Source organism: Streptomyces paradoxus (assembly GCF_014202475.1).
Taxonomy (GTDB): domain Bacteria; phylum Actinomycetota; class Actinomycetes; order Streptomycetales; family Streptomycetaceae; genus Streptomyces; species Streptomyces paradoxus.
Window position 1 is genome coordinate 492,461 of record NZ_JACHGV010000004.1, and the last position, 16,474, is coordinate 508,934.

17 protein-coding genes and 1 tRNA gene are annotated in these 16,474 nt (G+C 70.9%); 10 read left to right on the forward strand and 8 right to left on the reverse strand.

Annotated elements, in window-relative coordinates; genetic code table 11:
* Positions 1 to 11: 11 nt before the first annotated feature.
* The gene (locus HNR57_RS16785) at positions 12 to 521 is read left to right on the forward strand and encodes a Pycsar system effector family protein (protein WP_184560801.1); all 510 of its coding nucleotides are present in this window, start codon (positions 12 to 14) and stop codon (positions 519 to 521) included.
* Between the two features lie 71 nt (positions 522 to 592).
* Here HNR57_RS16785 and HNR57_RS16790 read toward each other — a convergent pair.
* The 3 genes from HNR57_RS16790 to HNR57_RS16800 all read right to left on the reverse strand — a co-directional run bounded on the left by HNR57_RS16790 (position 593) and on the right by HNR57_RS16800 (position 2,550).
* A tRNA-Pro gene (locus HNR57_RS16790) sits at positions 593 to 666 on the reverse strand.
* A 47-nt stretch (positions 667 to 713) separates the two neighbouring features.
* Positions 714 to 1,484, reverse strand: coding sequence for a Pr6Pr family membrane protein (locus HNR57_RS16795; protein WP_184560802.1), 771 nt, complete (start codon positions 1,482 to 1,484; stop codon positions 714 to 716).
* 124 nt (positions 1,485 to 1,608) lie between these two features.
* Complete coding sequence (locus HNR57_RS16800; RefSeq protein ID WP_184560803.1) at positions 1,609 to 2,550, reverse strand: metallophosphoesterase; 942 nt, start codon at positions 2,548 to 2,550, stop codon at positions 1,609 to 1,611.
* 135 nt (positions 2,551 to 2,685) lie between these two features.
* Here HNR57_RS16800 and HNR57_RS16805 point away from each other — a divergent pair, with 135 nt between their 5' ends.
* On the forward strand, positions 2,686 to 3,150 hold the full coding sequence (locus tag HNR57_RS16805) for a GatB/YqeY domain-containing protein (RefSeq protein ID WP_184560804.1): 465 nt from the start codon (positions 2,686 to 2,688) through the stop codon (positions 3,148 to 3,150).
* A 162-nt stretch (positions 3,151 to 3,312) separates the two neighbouring features.
* On the opposite strand, the gene HNR57_RS16810 is transcribed toward HNR57_RS16805, so the two are convergent.
* The gene (locus HNR57_RS16810; RefSeq protein WP_184560805.1) at positions 3,313 to 5,601 is read right to left on the reverse strand and encodes a transglycosylase domain-containing protein; all 2,289 of its coding nucleotides are present in this window, start codon (positions 5,599 to 5,601) and stop codon (positions 3,313 to 3,315) included.
* 408 nt (positions 5,602 to 6,009) lie between these two features.
* On the opposite strand from HNR57_RS16810, the gene wblA reads away from it, so the two are divergent.
* The gene (gene wblA / locus HNR57_RS16815) at positions 6,010 to 6,348 is read left to right on the forward strand and encodes a transcriptional regulator WblA (protein ID WP_030846174.1); all 339 of its coding nucleotides are present in this window, start codon (positions 6,010 to 6,012) and stop codon (positions 6,346 to 6,348) included.
* A gap of 105 nt (positions 6,349 to 6,453) precedes the next feature.
* Here wblA and bagB read toward each other — a convergent pair whose 3' ends face one another.
* The gene (gene bagB / locus HNR57_RS16820) at positions 6,454 to 7,845 is read right to left on the reverse strand and encodes an ATPase BagB (protein WP_184560806.1); all 1,392 of its coding nucleotides are present in this window, start codon (positions 7,843 to 7,845) and stop codon (positions 6,454 to 6,456) included.
* A gap of 58 nt (positions 7,846 to 7,903) precedes the next feature.
* The gene (bagA, locus tag HNR57_RS16825) at positions 7,904 to 8,881 is read right to left on the reverse strand and encodes an ATPase BagA (RefSeq protein WP_184560807.1); all 978 of its coding nucleotides are present in this window, start codon (positions 8,879 to 8,881) and stop codon (positions 7,904 to 7,906) included.
* A gap of 107 nt (positions 8,882 to 8,988) precedes the next feature.
* Here bagA and sp36 point away from each other — a divergent pair, with 107 nt between their 5' ends.
* From sp36 to HNR57_RS16845, 4 genes are all read left to right on the forward strand, one after another.
* Entirely contained in the window at positions 8,989 to 9,147 is a 159-nt protein-coding gene (gene sp36 / locus HNR57_RS16830; RefSeq protein ID WP_003991873.1) for a Sp36 family protein, read from the forward strand.
* Entirely contained in the window at positions 9,147 to 9,608 is a 462-nt protein-coding gene (locus HNR57_RS16835; protein ID WP_031115991.1) for a RidA family protein, read from the forward strand. The genes sp36 and HNR57_RS16835 overlap by 1 nt, the downstream gene beginning before the upstream one ends.
* A gap of 83 nt (positions 9,609 to 9,691) precedes the next feature.
* Positions 9,692 to 10,561 (forward strand): NUDIX hydrolase, encoded by an 870-nt coding sequence (locus HNR57_RS16840; protein ID WP_184560808.1) that lies wholly within the window; start codon positions 9,692 to 9,694, stop codon positions 10,559 to 10,561.
* A complete protein-coding gene (locus tag HNR57_RS16845) occupies positions 10,558 to 11,388 on the forward strand; it encodes an MBL fold metallo-hydrolase (RefSeq protein ID WP_184560809.1) in 831 nt (276 codons plus the stop codon). Before HNR57_RS16840 ends, HNR57_RS16845 begins: the two co-directional genes overlap by 4 nt.
* Before the next feature lie 22 nt (positions 11,389 to 11,410).
* Here HNR57_RS16845 and HNR57_RS16850 read toward each other — a convergent pair whose 3' ends face one another.
* The gene (locus tag HNR57_RS16850) at positions 11,411 to 12,232 is read right to left on the reverse strand and encodes a nucleotidyltransferase domain-containing protein (RefSeq protein ID WP_184560810.1); all 822 of its coding nucleotides are present in this window, start codon (positions 12,230 to 12,232) and stop codon (positions 11,411 to 11,413) included.
* 126 nt (positions 12,233 to 12,358) lie between these two features.
* Positions 12,359 to 13,033: a Crp/Fnr family transcriptional regulator gene (locus tag HNR57_RS16855; protein ID WP_020129286.1), complete on the reverse strand. Its 675-nt coding sequence runs from the start codon at positions 13,031 to 13,033 to the stop codon at positions 12,359 to 12,361.
* A 335-nt stretch (positions 13,034 to 13,368) separates the two neighbouring features.
* Here HNR57_RS16855 and nth point away from each other — a divergent pair, with 335 nt between their 5' ends.
* The 3 genes from nth (at position 13,369) to HNR57_RS16870 (ending at position 16,460) form a co-directional block, all read left to right on the forward strand.
* Positions 13,369 to 14,403, forward strand: a complete 1,035-nt coding sequence (nth, locus tag HNR57_RS16860; RefSeq protein ID WP_184560811.1) for an endonuclease III — start codon at positions 13,369 to 13,371, stop codon at positions 14,401 to 14,403.
* Positions 14,404 to 14,551: 148 nt separating this feature from the next.
* Positions 14,552 to 15,247 (forward strand): NUDIX hydrolase, encoded by a 696-nt coding sequence (locus tag HNR57_RS16865; protein WP_184560812.1) that lies wholly within the window; start codon positions 14,552 to 14,554, stop codon positions 15,245 to 15,247.
* A 13-nt stretch (positions 15,248 to 15,260) separates the two neighbouring features.
* Entirely contained in the window at positions 15,261 to 16,460 is a 1,200-nt protein-coding gene (locus tag HNR57_RS16870; protein ID WP_184560813.1) for a MarP family serine protease, read from the forward strand.
* Positions 16,461 to 16,474 lie beyond the last annotated feature (14 nt).

Genomic DNA, 16,474 nt, shown 5'->3' on the forward strand with positions numbered 1-16,474 from the left:
AGGAGGGAGCCATGACCACACCCGGAGGCGACGCCGACCGCGGCGCGGAACTCGCCAGGATCCTGCTGACCGAGGCCCGTGAGGAGCTGGTGAGGGCCGACAACAAGGCCGGTCTGATGCTGGCGTCCCTGGGCGCGGCCCTGACCGCCCTGCTCGGGGCGATCGGCAGCGGCGTGATCACCCCGCGCCAGTACCCGGCGGTCCCGCAGTTCCTCCTGTGGGCGGGCTGCGCCGCCTGCGTCCCCGCACTCGTCCTGCTCGGCCTGGCCGTGACCCCACGGCTGGGAAGCCCCCACCACTCCCGCACGCACTACTTCGGCGACGCGAGGCTGGCGCTGTCGGCCGCCCACCTGGAACGGACGGTCCGCCGCACCGACCCGGTGTCCCGCGACCTGAGCCAGCTGGCGGTCCTGTCCCAGACCGCCTGGACCAAGTACCGCTGCATACGCCACGCCCTGGCGTGGGGCACGGCCTTCGTCGCCCTCACGCTGCTGGGCATCGTGAGCGGGGCGTCGATGTAGCGGGATCCCCGCACAAACCGAAACCGAAAGGGCCTGATCCACTGGATCAGGCCCTTTCGGTTATTGCACTGTCGGGGTGGCGGGATTTGAACCCACGACCTCTTCGTCCCGAACGAAGCGCGCTGCCAAGCTGCGCTACACCCCGATGTCGCTGCTGTCGCGGCGACGACGTTTACTTTAGCCCACCGGTGGCTAGAGACGAAATCCGGTTTTGCCGCGGTGGTGGGTGGGGTTCGGGCGGGCGTGGTCGAGGGCCACGAGGAGTACGGCCAGGGCGTAGAAGGAGAGGCCCAGGAGGAGGGCGTTGCCGAGGACGCGCTTGAAGCCGTCCTGGCCGACGTCCAGGAACGGGTAGAGGTAGCGGTCGGGCGTGCCCGGGAGGAGCAGCTCGCCTCGGGTGAGGCAGAAGGCCAGGTAGGCCATGGGGTAGAGGAGCCAGGTGCTGGCCTGGCGGAGGTGCATGCGGCCGGGGGACGTGAGCAGGAGCCAGTCCAGGACCGCCGCGATCGGGGTCACCGTGTGCAGCACCGCGTGGGAGAGGGCCTGCCCGCCCGTCGGGGCGGCGGCCTCGCCCGTGAGGGAGAAGGAGCTCGCCTCGTCGGTCAGCAGCAGGTGGTGCACCAGGGCCGCGATGACGACGTAGAGCAGCGTCGCCCCCAGTACGGTACCCGGCAGGGGTCGGCCGGCCGTCCACGCGCGGCGGGCCGAGAGGGCCATGACCAGCGCGAGCAGCATGTTGCTCTGGATCGTGAAGTGACTCAGAACCCGCGACGGGTCGCCGAGGAGCAGTTCGAGTGTCACGCCCCCGGCCGCCGCGAGGGCGACCAGCAGGCGGAAGGCCGCGGCCGCGGGGCGGCGGACCGGGGGGACGACGGCCGTGGCGGGCACGGGGGAGGGCTTCAGTGCCGGCGGGGACGGTATCGCTGGGAGGTCCGGGATGTCCCGGGGTATCGGGGCGGTCATGCCCCCACGCTGGCAGAACCGGACATAGGGGGCGATGTGGCCGGGGCTGTGTGGGTTACCCGGGGCCGACCAGCCCCGACGAGTTCCGATCAGCCCCGATCAGCCCCGACCAGTCCTGCCGCGTCTAATTCCGCCAGTCCTCGTCCCGCCCGACCAACGTCAGCAGCGTGGCCTCCGGCGGGCACGCGAACCGTACCGGCGTGTAGCGGTTCGTGCCGCAGCCCGCCGACACGTGCAGGTACGACGTATTGCCCTCCGCCCTGTGCCTGGACAGGCCCTTCACCCGGTCCGTGTCCAGGTCGCAGTTGGTGACCAGGGCGCCGTAGAAGGGGATGCACAGCTGGCCGCCGTGGGTGTGGCCGGCCAGGATCAGGGGGTAGGCGTCGGCCGTGAAGGCGTCCAGGGTGCGCAGGTACGGGGCGTGCACGACGCCCATGGAGAAGTCCGCCGACTCGGACGGGCCGCCGGCCACCTGCGCGTAGCGGTCCCGCTTGATGTGCGGGTCGTCCAGGCCCGTGAGCTCCACCGAGACGCCCTCGAGCTTGAGCTCGCCGCGTGAGTTGGTCAGGTTGAGCCAGCCCGCCGCGTCGAAGCTGTCCCGCAGGTCCTCCCACGGGTTGTGCACCACGCCTTTGGCCGGCGCGTTGCCGTTGAGCCCGTGGCGGCCCTGGGCCCTCTCGAGCAGGTAGAGGGCGGGGTTGCGCAGCTTGGGGCCGTAGTAGTCGTTGGAGCCGAAGACGTACGCGCCCGGGAACTCCATCAGGGGGCCGAGCGCGTCGAGGACCTCGGGGACGCCCTCCGGGTCGGACAGGTTGTCGCCCGTGTTGATCACGAGGTCGGGGCGCAGACCCGCCAGCGACCGCAGCCAGCGCTGCTTCTTGCGCTGGCCGCCGACCATGTGGATGTCGGAGACCTGGAGCACACGCAGGTGGCGCATTCCCGGGGGCAGGACCGGGACGGTGACCCGGCGCAGGCGGAAGGAGCGGGCCTCGAAGCCCGCCGCGTACAACAGACCGGCGGCGCCAGCCGCCGCGATTCCCAGGGGGACTCCGTATCGCGCGCGCATACAACCATCGTGTCAGACCGCGACCCTTGCCCGTGCCCGGGCGGCGCCCGAAATCCCCTGACGGCACCGGCCCTTCGGCCACGGCCCCCTAAATGAAGGGGCGCTCTTCCTCCCGCACCTGCGACAATCGACCCCATGACCACGCTCAAGTCGAAGCTGCAGGATGACCTCAACGTTGCGATCAAGGAGCGCGACGAGCTGCGCTCCTCGACGCTCCGGCTGACGCTCGCCGCGATCACCAAGGAGGAGGTCGCGGGCAAGGAGAAGCGCGAGCTCTCCGATGACGAGGTGCAGAAGGTGATCACCCGGGAGGCCAAGAAGCGCCGTGAGGCGGCCGACGCCTTCGCGCAGGGTGGCCGTGCCGAGCAGGCCGAGCGGGAGAAGGCGGAGGGCGAGGTCCTCGCCACGTACCTGCCGCAACAGCTGTCGGACGAGCAGCTTCAGGAGATCGTCGCCCAGGCCGTCGAGGAGGCGAAGGCGGCCGGTGCCGAGGGGCCGCGGGCCATGGGCGCGGTCATGAAGATCGTGAACCCGAAGGTGGCCGGGCAGGCCGAGGGCGGCCGCGTCGCCGCCGCTGTGAAGAAGCTGCTCGCCGGCTGATCCGGTGATCGCCCCGGAGACCTGCTGACCCGGTACGGACGGAGACGGCCCCCTCTCACCCACGCGGGTGAGAGGGGGCCGTCCCTTGGGGCGTCCCTTTGGTCGTCCCTTGGGTCGCGCCTTGGGCCGTCCGTTTCGGTTACGTTCCGTCACGCCTGCCGATCAGCCGAACCGGCCGCCGTTTCCGTTGCCGCCGCCGTTGCTCTGGCCCCGGATGAAGCCCTCCGGGATGGAGAACGAGGGCGTCGGGAAGGGCTCGCCGCCGCCTCCGCCGTTGTTGTTGCCGCCGACGAGGCCGCCGATGAAGCCGTCGTCGCCGTTGCCGTCGTCGTCGCGGCCGCCACCGTCGTCGTCACCGTCACCGCGGTCCCGCGGCTTGCTGTCGGGGATGTGGACGGTGTTGAAGTTCTCGACGGGCTTGCCCTCCAACGCGCCGGACATCATGTCGCCCCAGATCGGGCCGGGGACCTCGCCACCGAAGACCTTGCCGTACGAGCGGCCGCCGATGGTGATGCCGACCATCTTGCGCTTGTGCGCGGGGTCGCCGACCCAGACCGCGCCGGCCATGTTCGGCGTGTAGCCCACGAACCAGGCCGCGTAGCGCTCGTCGGTCGTACCGGTCTTACCGGCACTGGGGCGGCTGCCGAGGCCGGCCTTCTTGCCCGTACCGTCCTCGACGACGCCCTTCAGCAGCGCGTTGATCGTGTCGGCGGTGTTCTCCGACATCGCGCGCGAGCAGGTCGACTTCGGCACCTCCAGGGACGAGGTCTTGTCACCGACCCGCCGGCTGACCGACTCGATGGCGACCGGCGTGCAGTACATGCCGCGCGAGGCGAAGGTCGCGTACGCGTTCGCCATGGTCAGCGGGGACATCTCCTGGGTGCCGAGGGCGATGGAGGGCACCTGGGGCATCTTGTCGCCGTCGGCCCGCACGACGCCCATCTTCTTCGCCATCGTCGTCACCGGGCAGATGCCGATGTCGCTGATCATCTGCACGTAGTAGGTGTTGACCGACTTGGCGGTCGCCTCCCGCATGTCGTACGGGCCGACCTCGGAGGAGTTCTCGTTCTCCAGTTTGGCCGGGTTGGCGGGGTCGTTCACCCACCGCTTGCCGTCACAGGCCGAGACCGGGCTCGGGTACGCCATCTGGTAGGGCGACGGGTACACCTTGTTCGCCGGCATGCCGTCCTCGAGGGCCGCGGCGGCCACGATCGGCTTGAACGTCGAACCGGGCTGGTAGCCCATGCCGCCGCCCATCGACTGGTCGACGGACAGGTTGATCTGCGTCTCGTTCTTCTTGAAGCCGTACGGACGCGACTGGCCCATGGCGAGGATCTTGCCGGTGCCCGGCTGGACGAGGGAGGCGGCGGTGGCCACCTCGTCGCTCTTGTAGACGTGCTCCTTGATGGACCGCTGCGCCGCGTTCTGGGCCTGCGGGTCCATGGTCGTGCGGATGGTGAGGCCGCCCTGGTTCCAGATCTTCGCGCGCTGTTTCTTGGTCTTGCCGAAGACCGGGTCGTTCAGGAAGACCTCGCGCACGTAGTCGCAGAAGAAGCCCGCGCCCTTGACCGCCGTGATGCAGCCGTTCTTGGGCTTGCTGACCTTCAGGCCGAGCGGTGCCTTCATCGCGTCGGCGGCCTGCGCCCTGGAGATGTCGCCGACGGCCGCCATGCGCTGCAGCACGGTGTTGCGGCGCTTGGTGGCCTCCGTCTCGTCGTTGACCGGGTCGTACCGGCTGGGCGACTGGACGATGCCGGCGAGCAGGGCCGACTGCTCCAGGCTGAGGTCCTTGGCGGACTTGGAGAAGTAGCGCTGGGCGGCGGCCTCGACGCCGTAGGCCTGCTGGCCGAAGAACGTGATGTTCAGGTAGTTCTCGAGGATCTTCTTCTTGCCCAGCTCCTCCTCGACCTGGATCGCGTACTTGAGCTCGCGGATCTTGCGGCCGATGGTCTGCTGGGTGGCCTGCGCGACCTTGGTCGGGTCGTTGCCCGCCTCCTCGACGAAGACGTTCTTCACGTACTGCTGCGTCAGGGTGGAGGCGCCCTCGGAGACCCCGCCGGTCTGCGCGTTCTTGTTGAGGGCGCGCAGGACGCCCTTCAGGTCGACCGCGCCGTGCTGGTAGAAGCGCGAGTCCTCGATCGCGACGATCGCCTTCTGCATGTACGGCGAGATGTCCTTGAGGGGGACCACCGTGCGGTCGCGCGAGTAGACCGTGGCGATCTGGCCGCCGTCGGCGTCGAGGATCGTGGTGCGCTGACTCAGCGGCGGGGTCTTCATGTTGGCGGGGAGGTCGTCGAAGCTCTCGACCGATCCCTTGGCCGCAAGTCCCAGCGCGCCCACCGCCGGGAGCGCGATGCCGGCCAGCACGGCTCCCGCGAGGACACTGACACCGAGGAACTTGGCGGCCTGCTGCGTGGGAGACAGACCACCGCCCGAGCGCTTGTTTGGCATGAGGGCAGCCTACGTTCTCATTCGCCGGACAGGCGTATAGGCCTTGGCCTAAGCTGCTCTCAACTGTCACAGCAGTGAGGTCACGTATCAATACGTCCGGCGACCCCGAATCGTTCTGGGTGTTCCCCAACTTTTTTGGTGGGGCCGTGTCCGAATCCGCCTTGTGTGTCATACGGCGTCCGTTGTGACGTAGCTGAACTGTCCCGGTTTGTCGGGAAAGTTACGTATGCCGCCAGCTCACTCCCCCGGGTGATCTGCCGCTTACCCATAGTCCGTTCGGGCCATTCAAGATTGGGCCCGAAGGGGGTGTTGCGCTGTGCCCACCTTCCGTAACGTCCTCAACTGGCGGCGGTGAATATGCCGCTGCCGCCGTGGGGGAGCCTCGATTCGGGAGAGGACGGCGCCGGTATGGGCTGGGTAGTCGACTGGAGTGCGCAGGCGGCCTGCCGCACTACCGATCCGGATGAACTGTTCGTTCAAGGAGCAGCGCAGAACAGGGCCAAGGCGGTGTGCACGGGTTGCCCGGTGCGCACGGAGTGCCTGGCCGACGCGCTCGACAACCGCGTCGAGTTCGGCGTGTGGGGAGGCATGACGGAGCGGGAGCGCCGCGCACTGCTGCGCAGGCGTCCCACGGTGACCTCCTGGCGCCGGCTGCTGGAGACGGCGCGCACGGAGTACGAGCGGGGGTGCGGTGTTCTGCCCCTGGACGACGACGAGATCTACGAGAACTACGCTGCGGTGAGCTGAGGAGTCCCCCTCGGGAGCTCCCCGGCTCCAGGTCTGAGGGCCCTTTCCGGGCCCTTCGCCATCACCTGCGAGTTCTTGGCCATGACTCAGGCGCCCCGGGTGACCTCAGGCAGTCGCCTCGGGCGGTTCCGGCTGGTCGACGGGGCCGGGCAGTTCGCGCTCGTCGGCCGCGAGCCGGTCGCCGATGGCACGCAGTCCCGCGAGGTCGTGCACATCGCCGGGCAGCGCGGCCACCTCCGTCACGGCCACCTCGGGGTGCAGCGCGGTGAAGCGGTCACGCGTGCGTTGCTCACGGGAGAGCAGCTGCATGCGATCGGCGTGCAACCTCAGCAGGCCAGCCGTGAGCTGGTCCACGGACCGCTCGGCGTCCTCGACGTGCTCGGTGTTCTCGGCGTCTTCGGTGGGGGAGCCACCCTCGGGAGCCGATCCCGGAGCCCCAGCTGGTGTTCCGGGCGTGGGAGAGTCTGAACTGGTCTGTGCGTCGGGGGAGTTACGAAGTACTGCTTTCCCGCCCTCCTGATCCACAATGCGGGGCTCTTCAAGATTTTCCGCGGCGGCGAGCGCCCGCTCGGCCGACAGCCGGTCGGCGCCGCTGCCATGCACCCGGTTGAGCACCAGGCCGGCGAGCGGCATGTCCTCCGCCGCCAGGCGTTCCACGAAGTAAGCGGCCTCGCGCAGCGCGTCCCGCTCCGGTGCCGCGACCACGAGGAACGCCGTGCCGGGCGCCTGGAGCAGCTTGTACGTCGCGTCCGCGCGCGTGCGGAAGCCGCCGAAGGTCGTGTCCATCGCGGACACGAACGTCTGGACGTCCTTGAGGAGCTGACCGCCGAGCAGCTTGCCGAGGGTGCCGGTCATCATCGACATCCCGACGTTCAGGAACTTCATCCCGGCCCGGCCGCCCAGCTTCGCCGGTGCCGTCAGCAGCCGGATCAGCCGGCCGTCCAGGAACGAGCCGAGCCGCTTGGGCGCGTCCAGGAAGTCCAGCGCCGAGCGGGACGGCGGGGTGTCGACGACGATCAGGTCCCACTCGTCCCGGGCGCGCAGCTGCCCGAGCTTCTCCATCGCCATGTACTCCTGCGTGCCCGCGAAGCCCGCCGAGAGCGACTGGTAGAAGGGGTTGCCCAGGATGGCGTCCGCCCGCTCGCGGTCCGCGTGCGCCTCGACGATCTCGTCGAAGGTGCGCTTCATGTCGAGCATCATCGCGTGCAGCTCGCCACCCGCGGTGTCGTCGATGCCCTTCACCCGGCGCGGGGTGTTGTCCAGCGAGTCGATGCCCATGGACTGGGCGAGCCGGCGGGCCGGGTCGATGGTCAGGACGACCACCTTGCGGCCCCTCTCCGCGGCGCGCAGGCCCAGGGCCGCCGCGGTCGTGGTCTTGCCGACCCCGCCCGAGCCGCAGCAGACCACGATCCTGGTCTTCGGGTCCTCCAGCAGCGGATCGACGTCGAGCAGACGCGCCGGCGACAGACGGTGGTGGGCCGGGTCCGGACGACTCATGACATCCCCTGCTTCCGACTCATGACGGGCCTCGCGTGCCTTGCCTGTCCGTCCTGGCTCATGACACGCCCTGCTCGCGCAGCTCACGGGCCAGCTCGTACAGCCCCGCCAGCTCCATGCCCTCGGCGAACAGCGGCAGTTCGTGCAGCGGCAGGCCCAGCTCGGCCAGGACCGCGCGCTGCTCGTGCTCCAGCGTGTACCGCTCGGCGTACTCCTCGGCCTGCGTGAGCAGCGGGTCCACCAGCCGCTCGGCGTGCCCGCCGCGCCGCGCCCCGCCGAGCCCCGCCGACGACAGGGACCGCGCGACAGTGGAACGCGGGACCGTCCGTACGAGTTCCAGGTCGGTCTCGTCCAACACCTCCGGCCGGACCATGTTCACGATGATCCGCCCCACCGGCAGCCGGGCCGAGCGCAGCTCGGCGATGCCGTCCATGGTCTCCTGGACCGGCATCTCCTCCAGCAGCGTCACCAGGTGCACGGCCGTCTCGGGCGACTTCAGCACCCGCATCACGGCCTGCGCCTGATTGTGTATCGGGCCGATCTTGGCGAGGCCCGCGACCTCGTCGTTCACGTTCAGGAAGCGCGTGATCCGCCCGGTCGGCGGGGCGTCCATGACGACGTAGTCGTAGACGAACCGCCCGCTGCGCTCCTTGCGGCGTACGGCCTCGCAGGCCTTGCCGGTCAGGAGGACGTCCCGGAGGCCGGGCGCGATGGTGGTGGCGAAGTCGATCGCGCCGAGTTTCTTGAGGGCCCGTCCCGCGCTGCCCAGCTTGTAGAACATCTGGAGGTAGTCCAGAAGGGCCAGTTCGGGGTCGATGGCGAGTGCGTACACCTCCCCGCCCCCGGGTGCTACCGCGATTTTCCGTTCCTCATAAGGCAGCGCTTCCGTTTCGAAGAGCTGCGCGATGCCCTGACGGCCCTCGACCTCGACGAGAAGCGTCCGCTTCCCCTCCGTGGCCAGGGCCAGCGCTAGGGCCGCGGCCACCGTGGTCTTGCCGGTACCGCCCTTGCCGCTGACGACCTGGAGCCTGCTCACGTATTCGAGCCTAACCAGTTCGTGCCCGGGCTACGCGGGAGGCTGTGGACAACCCATGCCGTGGTCGGCCGCGTGACCCCTCCGGGACAGCGGCTAGAGTCGGCCACATGACCAAGTGGGAATACGCAACCGTGCCGCTGCTCGTCCACGCCACGAAGCAGATTCTGGACACCTGGGGCGAGGACGGCTGGGAGCTCGTCCAGGTCGTGCCCGGGCCGAACAACCCCGAGCAGCTCGTCGCCTACCTGAAGCGGGAGAAGCAGTAGTGGGCGCCGTCGAGGCGAAGCTGGCCGAGCTCGGCCTGAGCCTGCCCGACGTGGTACCGCCGCTCGCCGCGTACCAGCCGGCCGTGCAGTCCGGGCCGTACGTCTACACCGCCGGGCAGCTCCCGATGGTGGACGGCAAGCTTCCGGTCACCGGCAAGGTCGGCGCCGAGGTCACCCCGGAGGAGGCCAAGGAGCTGGCACGCACGTGTGCGCTGAACGCCCTGGCCGCCGTGAAGTCCGTCGCCGGTGACCTGGACCGCATCGCGCGCGTGGTGAAGGTCGTCGGCTTCGTGGCCTCGGCCTCGGACTTCACGGGCCAGCCCGCGGTGCTGAACGGCGCGAGCGAGCTGCTCGGCGAGGTCCTCGGCGACAAGGGCGTGCACGCCCGCAGCGCGGTCGGCGTGGCGGTGCTGCCGCTGGACGCGCCGGTCGAGGTCGAGATCCAGGTGGAGCTCGCGTAGCACCCTCTTCGGTGGCCCCAGCTGCGGAATCCGTCCCCGGGGGCCACTCGAACATCCGCCCGTCACGGGATAGCCTCGCGCCCATGGCGAACGGTCAGTGGTACCCCCCGGAGTGGCCCGACCGCATCCGCGCACTCGCGGCCGGCACCCTCACCCCGGTGACCCCGAAGCGCGCGGCCACCGTCATGCTCCTGAAGGACACCGGCAGCGGCCCGGCCGTCCACATGCTGCGCAGACGCGCCTCCATGGCCTTCGCCGGAGGCGCGTACGCGTATCCGGGTGGCGGTGTCGACCCGCGCGACGACGACCACCACGTCCGCTGGGCCGGCCCCACGCGCGCGTGGTGGGCGGACCGGCTCGGCGTCGACGAGACGGCGGCCCAGGCGATCGTCTGCGCGGCCGTACGCGAGACGTACGAGGAGGCGGGCGTGCTGCTCGCCGGGCCGGCCGCCGACGCGGTCGTCGGTGACACCACGGGCGCCGACTGGGAGGCCGACCGGGCCGCCCTGGTCGCCCGGGACCTGTCCTTCGCGGAGTTCCTGGACCGCCGCGGCCTGGTCCTGCGCTCCGACCTGCTCGGCGCCTGGACCCGCTGGATCACCCCGGAGTTCGAGTCCCGCCGCTACGACACCTGGTTCTTCGTGGCCGCGCTCCCCGAGGGGCAGCGCACCCGCAACGCCTCCACGGAGGCCGACCGCACGGTGTGGATCGCCCCGAGCGAGGCGGCGGCCGGGTACGACAAGGGCGAGCTGCTGATGATGCCGCCGACGATCGCGACCCTGCGCCAGCTGACGGCATACGGGACGGCCGCCGGGGCACTCGAAGCCGCCCCGGGGCGTGATCTCACGCCCGTCCTGGCCACCGCCCGCCTGGTGGACGGGGAGATCGTGCTCTCCTGGCCGGGCCACGACGAGTTCACCAAGCACATCGCGACCGGTGGAGCCACCGCATGACGGACGCAACCGCCCTTCCCGGCCAGCCCCGCGGCGGGGTCCTCTCGGGGCCCGCCACCGCGCGGGCCGTGAACGTCCTGGCCCCCAATGCCTCGGCGATGACCCTGGACGGCACGAACACCTGGATCGTCTCCGAGCCCGGCTCGGACCTGGCCGTGGTGATCGACCCGGGTCCGCTGGACGACGGGCACCTGCGGCAGGTCGTCGCCACGGCCGAGCAGGCCGGCAAGCGGGTCGCCCTGACCCTGCTGACCCACGGCCACCCCGACCACGCGGAGGGCGCCGCCCGGTTCGCCGAACTGACCGGCACGCGCGTGCGTGCCCTCGACCCGGCCCTGCGGCTGGGCGAGGAGGGCCTGGCCGCCGGAGACGTCATCACCACCGGCGGGCTGGAACTGCGCGTCGTACCGACCCCCGGCCACACCTCCGACTCCCTCTGCTTCCACCTCCCGGCCGACCGGGCGGTCCTCACCGGCGACACGGTCCTCGGCCGCGGCACGACGGTCGTGGCCCACCCCGACGGCCGTCTCGGCGACTACCTGGACTCCTTGCGCCGCCTGCGCTCCCTCACGGTCGACGACGGCGTCCACACAGTCCTGCCGGGGCACGGCCCCGTCCTGGACGACGCCCAGGGCGCGGTCGAGTACTACCTCGCCCACCGCGCCACCCGCCTCGCCCAGGTGGAGACGGCCGTGGAGGACGGCTACCGCACCCCGCCCATGGTCGTGGCCCACGTCTACGCGGACGTGGACCGCTCCCTGTGGCCGGCGGCGGAGCTCTCGGTCCGGGCGCAGATGGACTATCTGGAGGAGCACGGGCTCATCTAGGGCCCCAGGGGAGCCCATGCCCTCAGGGACGCGGCGCTTTGACGCCGTGCACGCGCGCGTACTCCGCGGCGAGCCAGGGACCGAGATCGCCGACGTACGCCGCGAGCACGGCGGCGTCCCCGGCCGGGTCCCGCGCCAGGGCGGCCGCGGTCCGCAGCTGGTCGCCGCGCTCGGGGTAGAACCCGGCGAAGGCTTCGGCCATCTCGTGCAGGTCGCTGGTCCAGCCGTTCCAGCGGGGCATGACGAGCGTGAAGCCCGTACGGACCAGGTGCCGGGACATGAAGCGCACCAGGGGCCGGCGGGCCTCCTCCGTGTCGCCCGCCTCGGCGATCCGCCGGCGCCAGTGCGGGAGGAGCCGGGCCAGGTCGCCGTTGGTCTCGCGGGCCAGCCGCGAGTCCGGGCGGTAGCGCGGCAGGCACGCGGCCAGGTCCTCGCCCAGCAGCGGTGTGCACAGGCAGGCGACGAACCACCCCAGGTCGTACCTCTCCAGGTCGCTCAGCAGCCGTGCCCGGCTGAACAGCAGCGTGCCGTGCCCGTCGATCTGCCTGAACTCCTCGTCCAGGGCCGCGCCGAGCGCCCGGGCGTCGTCCCGGTCCGCCGCGGTCGGCTCCTGGTGCAGGGCGAGCAGCAGGTCCAGGTCGCTGCGGCCCACGCGCGCGGTGCCGCGCGGTATCGACCCGTAGAGGTACGCGCTGTGCAGCCGGTGCCCGAACACGGCGGTGAGCCGGTCACGTGCCGCGGCGACGACCGGACGGAAGGCCGGGGGCACGCGCGCGAGGGAGCCCTCCCGGGTGAGGAAGCCCCGCGCGTCGAGTCCGGGACGGCGGACAGCATTGCCGGTCATGCGCTCACGGTGCCGCGCGCAGGGCCGCCGAGGGCGCGTTTTCCGCTTCCTTGACGACTTCCTTGACGACGTCGGGCCCCGTCTCGTGAGGAGACGGGGCCCGATGACGTACGGCCAGGTGTGCGGTCAGCGTGAGCGCTTGGCGAGGCGTTCCACGTCCAGGAGGATCACCGCGCGGGCCTCCAGGCGCAGCCAGCCGCGCTGGGCGAAGTCCGCGAGGGCCTTGTTGACCGTCTCGCGGGACGCGCCGACCAGCTGGGCCAGCTCTTCCTGCGTGAGGTCGTGCACGACGTGGATGCCCTCCTCGGACTGCACGCCGAACCGGCGCGACAGGTCGAGCAGGGCGCGGGCGACGCGGCCCGGGACGTCCGAGAAGACGAGGTCGGACATCGCGTCGTTGGTCTTGCGCAGCCGGCGCGCGACGGCGCGCAGGAGCGCGGTGGCCACCTCCGGGCGGGCGTTCAGCCAGGGCTGGAGGTCGCCGTGGCCGAGGCCGAGCAGCTTGACCTCGGTCAGTGCCGTGGCGGTCGCGGTGCGCGGGCCCGGGTCGAACAGCGACAGCTCGCCGATGAGCTCGCTGGGGCCGACCACGGCCAGCATGTTCTCGCGGCCGTCGGGGGACGTGCGGTGGAGCTTCACCTTGCCCTCCGTGACCACGTACAGGCGGTCTCCGGGGTCGCCCTCATGGAACAGCGAGTCACCGCGGGCGAGGGTCACCTCACTCATGGAGGCGCGGAGCTCCGCGGCCTGCTCGTCATCGAGCGCCGCGAAGAGCGGATTGCGCCGCAGAACGTCGTCCACGAGTTCTCTCCTTGTCGACCTGCTCAGGGGATCTTGCTCCCCCGTGTACCGAGGGACCGTGGTGCCCATTTTGTCGGGCGGTCCAAACAGTGTGATCTGTCACAAGGATGCCGCACACGTGTCCCGGGGTACGCGGCAGGGGTCCAATTGGGCGCCGATCTTCAGGGGCCGGGGCGGATGCCGGTGCCGGGCCTTAGGCTGGCCGGGTGTCCAAATCGCCGGTGAGAGCACAGGCCGAGGGGGCTGCGCGGGTGGTTGTACGTCGCGATTCCGCTGTGGGCGAACAGAGCCCCGATGGCGGTAGGAAAACGGCGAAACAGAACAAGACGGAGCCGGTGAAGAAGGCCGCGTCCGCGAAGAAGGCAGCGTCCTCGAAGGGCGCTGCCTCCAAGGCGACTGCCTCGAAGGCCACGGCTTCCAAGACGGCATCGGCTTCCAAGCCGGCCTCCAAGAAGGCGGCCGCTCCCAGGAAGGCCACCAAGGCCGCGTCCGTGAAGAAGGCGCCCGCGGCCAAGAAGGTCACGGTCGCGCCCAAGAAAGCCACCGCCCGCATCAAGGGCACCGCCCCCGCCAAGACCGTCGTCCACCCGCCGGGGGACGAGTCGCGTACCGCCCTGGTCCGCCGGGCCCGCCGCATCAACCGCGAGCTCGCCGAGGTCTTCCCGTACGCGCACCCCGAGCTGGACTTCGAGAACCCCTTCCAACTGGTCGTCGCCACGGTCCTGTCCGCCCAGACGACCGACCTGCGGGTCAATCAGACGACCCCCTCCCTCTTCGCCAAGTACCCGACCCCGGAGGACCTGGCCGCCGCCAACCCCGAGGAGGTCGAGGAGATCCTCCGCCCGTGCGGCTTCTTCCGGGCCAAGACGAAGTCGGTCATAGGGCTGTCGAAGGCCCTGGCCGAGGACTTCGGCGGTGAGGTGCCCGGGCGTCTCGAGGACCTGGTGAAGCTGCCCGGCGTCGGCCGCAAGACCGCGTTCGTCGTGCTGGGCAACGCCTTCGGGCGCCCCGGCATCACCGTGGACACGCATTTCCAGCGCCTGGTGCGCCGCTGGCGGTGGACCGCCGAGACCGACCCGGACAAGATCGAGGCCGCCGTCGGCGCGCTCTTCCCGAAGAGCGACTGGACGGACCTCTCGCACCACGTGATCTGGCACGGCCGACGCATCTGCCACGCCCGCAAGCCCGCGTGCGGCGCCTGCCCGATCGCCCCGCTCTGCCCGGCGTACGGCGAGGGCGAGACCGACCCGGAGAAGGCGAAGAAGCTCCTCAAGTACGAGAAGGGCGGCTTCCCCGGCCAGCGTCTGAAGCCGCCGCAGGCCTATCTGGACGCGGGCGGCACACCGGCGCCGCCGCTGGGGGCCGGATGAACCGCCCGAAACATGCGGTCCGCCGCCCAAGCGGCCCGACGCGCCCCCCTGGGAGCCTGACGCGCCGCCCGTTCAGGGGATCCCGGGCGCTCACGGAACGATCTCGGGGCCGCCGCGCGTTGGATGCGGCAGGACGACGGGGGTGGCGATGACGCGCGCGAGCGACACACAGGACGGCCCGGTGGTGCTGAGCAAGGACGGGCTGCCCGGCTGGCTGGACCCGGTGGTGCACGCCGTGGAGACCGTCCGGCCGACGCAGCTGAGCCGCTTCCTGCCGCCGGAGGACGGCGCCGGACGGCAGTCCGCCGTGCTGGTCCTGTTCGGTGAGGGCGCACAGGGGCCGGAGCTGCTGCTCATGGAGCGTGCGACCTCCCTGCGCTCGCATGCCGGCCAGCCTTCCTTCCCGGGCGGCGCCCTCGACCCGGAGGACGGCGACCCGTTCGGTGACGGCCCGCTGCGGGCCGCCCTGCGCGAGGCGGAGGAGGAGACCGGCCTCGATCCCTCCGGCGTCCAGCTCTTCGGCGTCCTGCCCCGGCTCTACATCCCGGTCAGCGGCTTCGTCGTCACACCCGTGCTGGGCTGGTGGCGGGAGCCGAGCCCGGTCGGGGTCGTCGATCCGAACGAGACCGCGAGGGTCTTCACCGTCCCCGTGGTGGATCTCACTGATCCCGCCAACCGAGCGACCACCGTCCACCCCAGCGGCCACCGAGGTCCGGCATTTCTGGTCGAATCAGCCCTTGTCTGGGGTTTCACGGCCGGAATCATCGACCGGCTGCTGCACTTCGCGGGCTGGGAGCGGCCCTGGGACCGCGAGAAGCAGGTCCCGCTCGACTGGCGCGCATGACAGGGTGGCCTCCGTGAACGTGCTGGACATCTTGTTGCTGGTCGCCGCCGTGTGGTTCGCGGTCGTGGGGTACCGCCAGGGGTTCGTCGTCGGCATCCTGTCGGTGATCGGCTTCCTGGGCGGCGGCCTCGTCGCGGTGTACGTGCTGCCCGTCATCTGGGACGCACTGACGGACAACGCGGAGGTGAACACGACCGCCGCCGTCGTCGCGGTCGTCGTCGTCATCGTCTGCGCCTCCGTCGGCCAGGCCCTGACCACCCACCTCGGCAACAAGCTGCGCCGGCACATCACCTGGTCCCCGGCCCGGGCCCTCGACGCCACCGGTGGCGCCCTGGTCAACGTCGTGGCGATGCTCCTCGTCGCCTGGCTGATCGGCTCGGCCCTCGCGGGCACGACGCTGCCCACGCTCGGCAAGGAGGTCCGCAACTCCAAGGTGCTGCTGGGCGTCTCGCAGGCCCTGCCGGACCAAGCGGCCACCTGGTTCGCGGACTTCTCCTCCGTCCTCGCGCAGAACGGCTTCCCGCAGGTCTTCAGCCCGTTCTCGAACGAGCCGATCACCGACGTCCGGCCGCCCGACCCGGCCCTGGCGAACAGCCCGGTGGCGACCCGCGCCCAGCGTTCCATCGTCAAGGTCACGGGCACGGCCCCGAGCTGCGGCAAGGTCCTGGAGGGCACGGGCTTCGTCTTCTCCGACCGCCGCGTCATGACCAACGCGCACGTGGTGGGCGGAGTCGACGAGCCGACCGTGCAGATAGGCGGCGAGGGCAGGAAGTACGACGCCAAGGTCGTGCTCTACGACTGGCGGCGCGACATCGCCGTCCTCGACGTGCCCAATCTCAAGGCGCCCGTCCTGCGGTTCACCGGGAAGGACGCGGCCAGCGGCGACAGCGCGATCGTCGCGGGCTTCCCGGAGAACGGGTCGTACGACGTGCGGGCCGCACGCGTGCGTGGCCGCATCTCGGCCAACGGCCCGGACATCTACCACCGCGGCACGGTCCGCCGCGACGTCTACTCCCTGTTCGCGACAGTCCGCCAGGGCAACTCCGGCGGCCCGCTGCTCACCCCCGACGGCAAGGTCTACGGCGTGGTGTTCGCCAAGTCCCTCGACGACGCCAAGACCGGGTACGCGCTGACCGTGGACGAGATCCAGCAGGACATCACCAAGGGCCGCACCGCCAACCAGCAGGTGGGCAGCGACAGCTGCGCGCTCTAGGCGCGGAGCTGAGG

Excerpts from the sequence above, each read along its gene's own strand:
- HNR57_RS16785 (WP_184560801.1), top strand. The coding sequence starts at position 12 with ATGACCACACCCGGAGGCGACGCCGACCGCGGCGCGGAACTCGCCAGG.
- HNR57_RS16795 (WP_184560802.1), bottom strand. The coding sequence starts at position 1,484 with ATGACCGCCCCGATACCCCGGGACATCCCGGACCTCCCAGCGATACCG.
- HNR57_RS16800 (WP_184560803.1), bottom strand. The coding sequence starts at position 2,550 with ATGCGCGCGCGATACGGAGTCCCCCTGGGAATCGCGGCGGCTGGCGCC.
- HNR57_RS16805 (WP_184560804.1), top strand. The coding sequence starts at position 2,686 with ATGACCACGCTCAAGTCGAAGCTGCAGGATGACCTCAACGTTGCGATC.
- HNR57_RS16810 (WP_184560805.1), bottom strand. The coding sequence starts at position 5,601 with ATGCCAAACAAGCGCTCGGGCGGTGGTCTGTCTCCCACGCAGCAGGCC.
- wblA (WP_030846174.1), top strand. The coding sequence starts at position 6,010 with ATGGGCTGGGTAGTCGACTGGAGTGCGCAGGCGGCCTGCCGCACTACC.
- bagB (WP_184560806.1), bottom strand. The coding sequence starts at position 7,845 with ATGAGTCGTCCGGACCCGGCCCACCACCGTCTGTCGCCGGCGCGTCTG.
- sp36 (WP_003991873.1), top strand. The coding sequence starts at position 8,989 with ATGACCAAGTGGGAATACGCAACCGTGCCGCTGCTCGTCCACGCCACG.
- HNR57_RS16840 (WP_184560808.1), top strand. The coding sequence starts at position 9,692 with ATGGCGAACGGTCAGTGGTACCCCCCGGAGTGGCCCGACCGCATCCGC.
- HNR57_RS16845 (WP_184560809.1), top strand. The coding sequence starts at position 10,558 with ATGACGGACGCAACCGCCCTTCCCGGCCAGCCCCGCGGCGGGGTCCTC.
- HNR57_RS16850 (WP_184560810.1), bottom strand. The coding sequence starts at position 12,232 with ATGACCGGCAATGCTGTCCGCCGTCCCGGACTCGACGCGCGGGGCTTC.
- HNR57_RS16865 (WP_184560812.1), top strand. The coding sequence starts at position 14,552 with ATGACGCGCGCGAGCGACACACAGGACGGCCCGGTGGTGCTGAGCAAG.